The following is a 6,006-nucleotide window of genomic DNA, read 5'->3' as shown; positions in this document are numbered from 1 at the left end:
CATCGAGTACGGCCTCACCGTCCTCGCCCTGGTCCTCGCGATCGTCAAGCGCAGTGACGACATGCGCGGCTTCGTCGTGCTGCCCAAGCGGTGGACCGTGGCGCGGTTCTTCGCCCACCTGATGCGAAGCCGCCACCTCGTGCGCGACTTCGAACGGTCCACCGGCAGCGCGGAGGCGATGGTCTACTGGTCGGCGACGATGTTCATGACCCGCCGCCTGGCCCGGCCACGGCCTTCGCGAGCGTGAACCGGCCCGGCGCCGACTCGGCCAGCCACTCGCGCGCTGTCAGTCGCTTCGCCTTCGACCGCAACGCCTCGATCCTCGCGGGCACCGGGTCCAGGCCGAAGCAGCCGGCCATCTCCTGGCACGTCAGCGGACCCTGGCCGAGACGGTTACGGTCCGCGAGAGCCTGCACGATGCGCTGGTAGTCCACCGACAGCGCCGACCAGGCCAGCCCCGCACGCCACACCGGCACCACCGACTTCGGCTTCACCGCCTCCGAAGATGCAGGCAGCGCGGGCGGTTCACCGCGATCCGACGGCTCCTCGACGGCGTCCGGGCCGGCGGCGTCTCCTTCGCCCGGGAACAGCACCTCGCCAACACGTGAACGGGCGATGACCCACTCGTTCCACTCCCGCTCGGCCAGCACCAGCTCGGCCTGAATACGGTCGGCCTCCTCTCGCAGATCGTCCACACGACGACGAGCGGTCAGCTCACGCTGTTCCAGCAGCCCCACGACCGACGGCATCCTTGACCTCCACCAGAGCGACGACACGACACGTCACCACTCCCCGAGACCGCCGACCCCATGCCTGAACAGCGGAAACACAGCCCTCAAGCCCGGAAAGACAACAGCCACTGAGAGTGTCGACGGGGAAGGAGCGCGAGCGCGTGGACGCGGCCTGACGGCGCGTCACCCAAGCGAGTCGTGGGCGGACGGAGCGCCGCGGCCGGCCCGGGCCGACAGCCGGTCGACCGAGGCGGCGACACCGGTGGACGGAACGAGGGACGAACCCGATGGAAGCTGCACGCGTGATCGCCCTCGTGGCCGCGACGATCACCACCGGACTGAGCGCGGGGCTGTTCTACGCCTACGCCTGCTCGGTGATGCCGGGGCTGCGCACGACGGAGGACCGTACGTTCATCGACGTGATGCAGCGCATCAACGTGGCCATCCTCAACGGCTGGTTCCTGGTCGGGTTCGTCGGTGCGCTGGTCTGCACGGCGGTGGCGGTGGCACTGCACCTGCCGTCGGACGGTCACGACGTCCTGCCGGCCGCCGTCGCGGCCCTGGCCTGCTACACCGCGGCGCTCGCGGTGACCCGGAAGATCAACATCCCGCTGAACGACGCGCTGGCCGCCGCCGGGGAGCCCGGGCGGATCCCGGAGCCCGCCGCGGTGCGCGAGCGGTTCGAGGCGCGCTGGGTGCACTGGAACATCGCCCGGGCGCTGCTCTGCACGGCGGCCCTCGGATGCCTCTGCTGGGCGCTGGTGCTGCACGGCAACGCGAGCGGCTGAGCCCCGCCCGGCGCCGGGCGGGGCTCAGCGCGCGGCCGGCGGCCTCGGCGGGTTGTTGCGCAGCGGAGCGATCTCGCGGTCCAGCGTGGCGACATCCATCGCTATCCGCCGGGCGATGTCGCGCGGACCCGCCTCGGCCGGCAGCCGCCGGCTCCAGGAGCGGGCCCGGGCCGGGCCGTCGTGCGCCATGTGGAAGTTCAGCCGCAGCCCGCCGCCCAGGTCGACCAGGCTGATCAGGAAGTGGATGTCGGACAGGTCGATGGTGACGTCGTTGCCGATGCAGGAACAGCCGACCAGATCGCCGATCTCCTCCTCCGCGAGGTACTTGGCGAGCTGGACGGCCTTCCCCTCGACACGGAACGGTCGCAGTACGGGATCCACGCTGGCTGTCGCCTCTTCCCCGGTGTTCGCTGGGCTCCTGCCGTTGCCGACATGATTCTAGAACCGTCCTTGGAGTCCAAGTCACCGGCATCACAACGGACTTGGCCAGACAGCACGAGGGGGCGCAGGAGCGCACAACGGTCGAGGGGCGGCGAGCCGCCTGCGCGGTGCGGTCCGCCGGCTACCGCGTCTCGTGCTCCTTCCGCGCCGTCGCGGGCTCCCGGCGTCCCGCCCGCTGCCGCCACAGCAGCGGCAGGGCCGGCGCCGCCACGACCGCGAGCAGGCCGGCCAGGCCGATCGCGCGGCCGGCGCCGATCGCCTGGACGTCGCGGAAGGCCGCGGTGATGGCGTCCGCCGTGGCCTGGTCGACCGAGGAGAGGATCTGGTCGGCGAGCTTGGAGTCCGTGACCGCGTTGCCCAGTTGCTGGGCGTCGTCCTCCGAGAGCCCGGCCGCCCGCGCCCGGCTGATCGCCTGGTCGGTCTCCACCGCCTGCTGGACCGCGACCGTCACGGCCACCCCGAAGGCGCCGCCCAGCATGCTGGTGACCTTGAACATCCCGGAGGCCGTGCCGGCCAGCTCCTCCGGCGGCCCGGCGACCGCGGTGTCGGACAGCGGGACGGACATCAGCCCGAGACCGGCGCCGAGCACCAGCAGCCCGGTGGCCAGGACGGCGTAGTGGTAGGTGTCGCCGATCACGGCGGTCACCAGGGTGCCGATGCCCAGCAGGAACAGGCCGACGACCACCGGGAGCCGTGCCCCCCGCCGGGCCGCCACCCGGCCGCCGAACGGGTTGAACAGCAGGATGGTCACGGTGGACGGCAGCAACAGCAGCCCGGCCGCGACCGGACCGTAGCCGCGGACCTCCTGGAGGTAGAGCGTGAGCAGGAAGCTCACCCCGGCGAAGACGATGTTCATCACGGAGTTCGCCGCGAGCGCCCCGCCGAACGGCCGGGAGGCGAACAGCCGCAGGTCGAGCAGCGGGTCCCGGACCCGCCGCTCCACCAGCACGAACAGCGCCGCGAGCAGGACCGACGCGACCAGCAAAGTGATGATCACCGGGTCGGTGAAGCCGTCCTCCTGACCGGCCGTGCACCCGTAGAGCAGGCAGAACGCGGCCGCGGCGCTGATCACCAGGCCGGTGAAGTCGATGTGCCGGGTGGCGTTCGGGTCCGTGGACTCCACGGCAGACCGGCGCACCAGCCACCAGGCGATCACCGCCAGCGGGGCGTTGATCCAGAAGGTCGACCGCCAGCCGGCCAGGCCGGTCAGCACGCCGCCGACGGCCGGCCCGGCGGCCTGGCCGACCCAGGCCACCGCCATCCAGGCCCCGAACGCCCGGGGCTGCTCGCTCACCGGGAACATCGGCGGGATCAGCGCCAGCGTCGCGGGCAGGATCAGCGCGGCGCCGAAGCCCATCGCGCCCCGCCCGGCGATCATCCCGGTCACCCCCGGCGTGAACGCCGTCAGCAAGGAGACCACGCCCAGCAGCACCAGGCCGGCCTCCAGCATGCGCTTGCGCCCGAACACGTCGCCCAGCTTCCCGGCCGCGAGCACCAGCGCACCGGTGGAGAGGCTGAAGGCGTTGTTGGCCCACTGCAGGGCGGGCAGCGAGACCGACAGTTCGTCCGAGATCGTCGGCACCGCGACCCCGAAGTCGGCGAACGACAGCCAGACCATGCCGGCCGCGACGCACATCCCGGTCATCGCGGTCCACCGCTGCGGGGAGTACCCGCCGTCCGGCTCCCCGGACGTTCCGGCCATGGGTCCGCTCCCTCCTGCGCCCGGCCCCGTGCCGAACGGACCTGCCCACTATCCGGGCCCGCCCGGCACCGGGCCGGTGGCACACGCCGCGCATCCCCTGAACGGCCCCGTCACCATGGCCCGGCCCTGAGGTGCGCGGTCAGCCCCGGGCCCGGTGCTCGTACTGGTAGGGCGTCATGGTGGTCAGGACGGCGAAGCCGAGCCGCTCCAGGATCGGGCGGCTCTGGTCGGAGGCGTCGACCCGCAGGTACTCGTAGCCGAGACCGGCGGCGATCCGGGCCCGGTGCGCCACCAGCGCGCGGTAGACGCCGCGGCCGCGCCAGGCCGCCAGCGTCCCGCCGCCCCAGAGCCCCGCGAAGCCCGTTCCGGGGTACAGCTCCATCCGGGACGCGCACACCGGAACCTCCCGGCCCTCGTGGTGGGCGATCGCGAGGTGCACCTTCAAGGTGTCCGGGCTCTCGGTGAGCTGGGCCAGGATGCGGCGGCCGAGCCGGGTACCGTCGGTGCCGAAGGCCTCCTCGTGGACGGCGACCACCTGGGCCACGCCCGCCTCGTCGGTGACCTCGCGCAGCTCGATGCCGGCCGGCTCCGCCGTGTCCGCCATCCGGCGGGTGAGGTCGCCGAGCTCGGCGACCATCAGGGTCTCCGGCTCCTCCGGGGTGAAGCCGGCGGCGGTGAGGCGCTCGCCGAGGTCGGCCGGGCGGTCGTGGCCGTACACGGTCCACTCGAAGTCCTGGCCGAGACCGGCGTAGTGGCGGACCTGCTCGGCGATCACGGCGTCGGCGCCGGTGGGATCGAGGTCGGACCAGACGATGCCGTTCCAGACGCTCTCGGGACCGCTCTGGCGCACGATTCCCGGGGACCGCTCGATGCGCGCGGCCGGGGTCTCGCGCGAGATGCCTCGGCGCATCCGGGAGTCGACGAGGGCCAGCAAGGTGTCGTGATCGGTAGTCATCCGGGCACTCCATCATCCCGGTGAGCTGCGGGGCAATCGGAATTCCGGTGGGTGGCCGGTGGCCGGTGGACGGCCGGGGTCGGCTCTCCTCGCCCCGGCCGCCCGGCCGCCCTCGGTCAGCGCCGGGTCGCGGTCAGCGCCGGGTCGCGGTCACCACGGTCGCGTCGCGGTCCTCACACGAGGCGACCGCGCCGTCCAGCCCGGCCGCGCCGACCACGGCGAGGGCCGCGGGCACCTGGCGCTCACTGGTCTCGAAGAACAGCGCCCCGCCCGGGGCCAGCCAGTGCGGCGCCTCCCCCGCCACCCGGCGCAGCACGTCCAGCCCGTCCGCGCCGCCGTCCAGGGCCGGGCGCGCCTCGTGCACCCGGGCCTCGGCGGGGAGCAGCGCGATGTCGGCGGTCGGTACGTAGGGCACGTTCGCCAGCAACACGTCGACCCGGCCGCGTAGTTCGACGGGCAGCGGATCGAACAGGTCACCCTCGAACACCCGGCCGCCGGCGCCCGCCAGGTTGCGGCGGGCGCACCGGACGGCGGCCGCGTCGACGTCCGCCGCGTACACCTCGACCGGGTGGGCGGCCGCCGCCGCGAGGGCGGCGGCCAGCGCGCCGCTCCCGCAGCAGAGGTCCACCACCAGGGCGTGCGCGGGCGTCAGCCCGAGCGCCGTCTCGACCAGGAACTCGCTGCGGCGCCGGGGCACGAAGACGCCCGCGTCGACGGCGATCCGCAGACCCCCGAACTCCGCCCAGCCGACCACGTGCTCCAGCGGGCGGCCCTGGGCGCGGGAGCGGACCATCGCCGCGAGTTCGGCGGGAGTGGCGGCGGCGTCGAGCAGGATGCGCGCCTCGTCCTCGGCGAAGACACAGCCGGCCGCCCGGAGGCGGGAGGTCACCGAGGAACGCAACAGTGCGGAAGAGAAGACAGACAACAGAAGAACCCCATCAAAGACACAGGCGAAAGATCAATCCGCCAGGACTCCCCGAGAGGGACCGCCGCCGAACCGGCAGAGCGCCACTACGCGCTCGGTGCCACGTCTTCACAGCCGTTCCCGGGGAGCACCCGCTCCGTCATACCGGTAATGGGTCTCACCTCCCGAGGTCGTGGTTCTGTTCGGCGCCGCCACCCTACCGCACGCTCCGCACCCGGAAGGCATCGTGGCGAGGGCCCCCCGGTGGCATCCAGGTCCGATGCGCTCCTCCGCCACACCCGACAAGCCGCCGTTCGACGCCGTGCTGTGCGACATCGACGGCGTGGTCCGCTTCTTCGACCAGCACGAGGTGACCCGACTCGACACGCCGCCGGGCTGGGGATGACGGGGCTGCTCCACCGCGAGCCCGAGGACCTGCGCCGGGCGCTCGCCCCGCTGTTCGACGGCCCGCGCGCCCCGGGCCG

Annotated in this window: 7 protein-coding genes and 1 pseudogene; 3 read left to right on the top strand and 5 right to left on the bottom strand. The window is 73.2% G+C overall.

Annotated elements, in window-relative coordinates; all coding sequences use genetic code 11:
* Nucleotides 1-247 (top strand): annotated as a pseudogene (locus ACIF6L_RS20570) (IS5/IS1182 family transposase); the annotation flags it as partial.
* Here ACIF6L_RS20570 and ACIF6L_RS20565 read toward each other — a convergent pair.
* Nucleotides 204-749 (bottom strand): hypothetical protein, encoded by a 546-nt coding sequence (locus ACIF6L_RS20565; RefSeq protein ID WP_396486192.1) that lies wholly within the window; start codon nt 747-749, stop codon nt 204-206. The pseudogene ACIF6L_RS20570 and the gene ACIF6L_RS20565 sit on opposite strands and share 44 nt — an antisense overlap.
* Before the next feature lie 269 nt (nt 750-1,018).
* Between ACIF6L_RS20565 and ACIF6L_RS20560 the strand changes: the two genes are divergently transcribed.
* The gene (locus ACIF6L_RS20560) at nt 1,019-1,519 is read left to right on the top strand and encodes an anthrone oxygenase family protein (RefSeq protein ID WP_359809084.1); all 501 of its coding nucleotides are present in this window, start codon (nt 1,019-1,021) and stop codon (nt 1,517-1,519) included.
* A 24-nt stretch (nt 1,520-1,543) separates the two neighbouring features.
* Here ACIF6L_RS20560 and ACIF6L_RS20555 read toward each other — a convergent pair whose 3' ends face one another.
* The 4 genes from ACIF6L_RS20555 to ACIF6L_RS20540 form a co-directional block, all read right to left on the bottom strand.
* On the bottom strand, nt 1,544-1,900 hold the full coding sequence (locus ACIF6L_RS20555) for a hypothetical protein (RefSeq protein ID WP_329485788.1): 357 nt from the start codon (nt 1,898-1,900) through the stop codon (nt 1,544-1,546).
* A 181-nt stretch (nt 1,901-2,081) separates the two neighbouring features.
* Nucleotides 2,082-3,662: an MFS transporter gene (locus ACIF6L_RS20550; RefSeq protein WP_396486193.1), complete on the bottom strand. Its 1,581-nt coding sequence runs from the start codon at nt 3,660-3,662 to the stop codon at nt 2,082-2,084.
* A gap of 139 nt (nt 3,663-3,801) precedes the next feature.
* A complete protein-coding gene (locus ACIF6L_RS20545; RefSeq protein WP_396486194.1) occupies nt 3,802-4,617 on the bottom strand; it encodes a GNAT family N-acetyltransferase in 816 nt (271 codons plus the stop codon).
* 133 nt (nt 4,618-4,750) lie between these two features.
* The gene (locus ACIF6L_RS20540) at nt 4,751-5,506 is read right to left on the bottom strand and encodes a putative protein N(5)-glutamine methyltransferase (RefSeq protein ID WP_396486195.1); all 756 of its coding nucleotides are present in this window, start codon (nt 5,504-5,506) and stop codon (nt 4,751-4,753) included.
* 295 nt (nt 5,507-5,801) lie between these two features.
* Here ACIF6L_RS20540 and ACIF6L_RS20535 point away from each other — a divergent pair, with 295 nt between their 5' ends.
* A complete protein-coding gene (locus ACIF6L_RS20535) occupies nt 5,802-5,927 on the top strand; it encodes a hypothetical protein (RefSeq protein ID WP_396486196.1) in 126 nt (41 codons plus the stop codon).
* The last annotated feature ends 79 nt before the right edge of the window (nt 5,928-6,006 follow it).

Source organism: Kitasatospora sp. NPDC086009, assembly GCF_044540385.1.
Classification (GTDB): domain Bacteria; phylum Actinomycetota; class Actinomycetes; order Streptomycetales; family Streptomycetaceae; genus Kitasatospora.
This window is presented reverse-complemented; position numbering and strand designations above follow the sequence as displayed.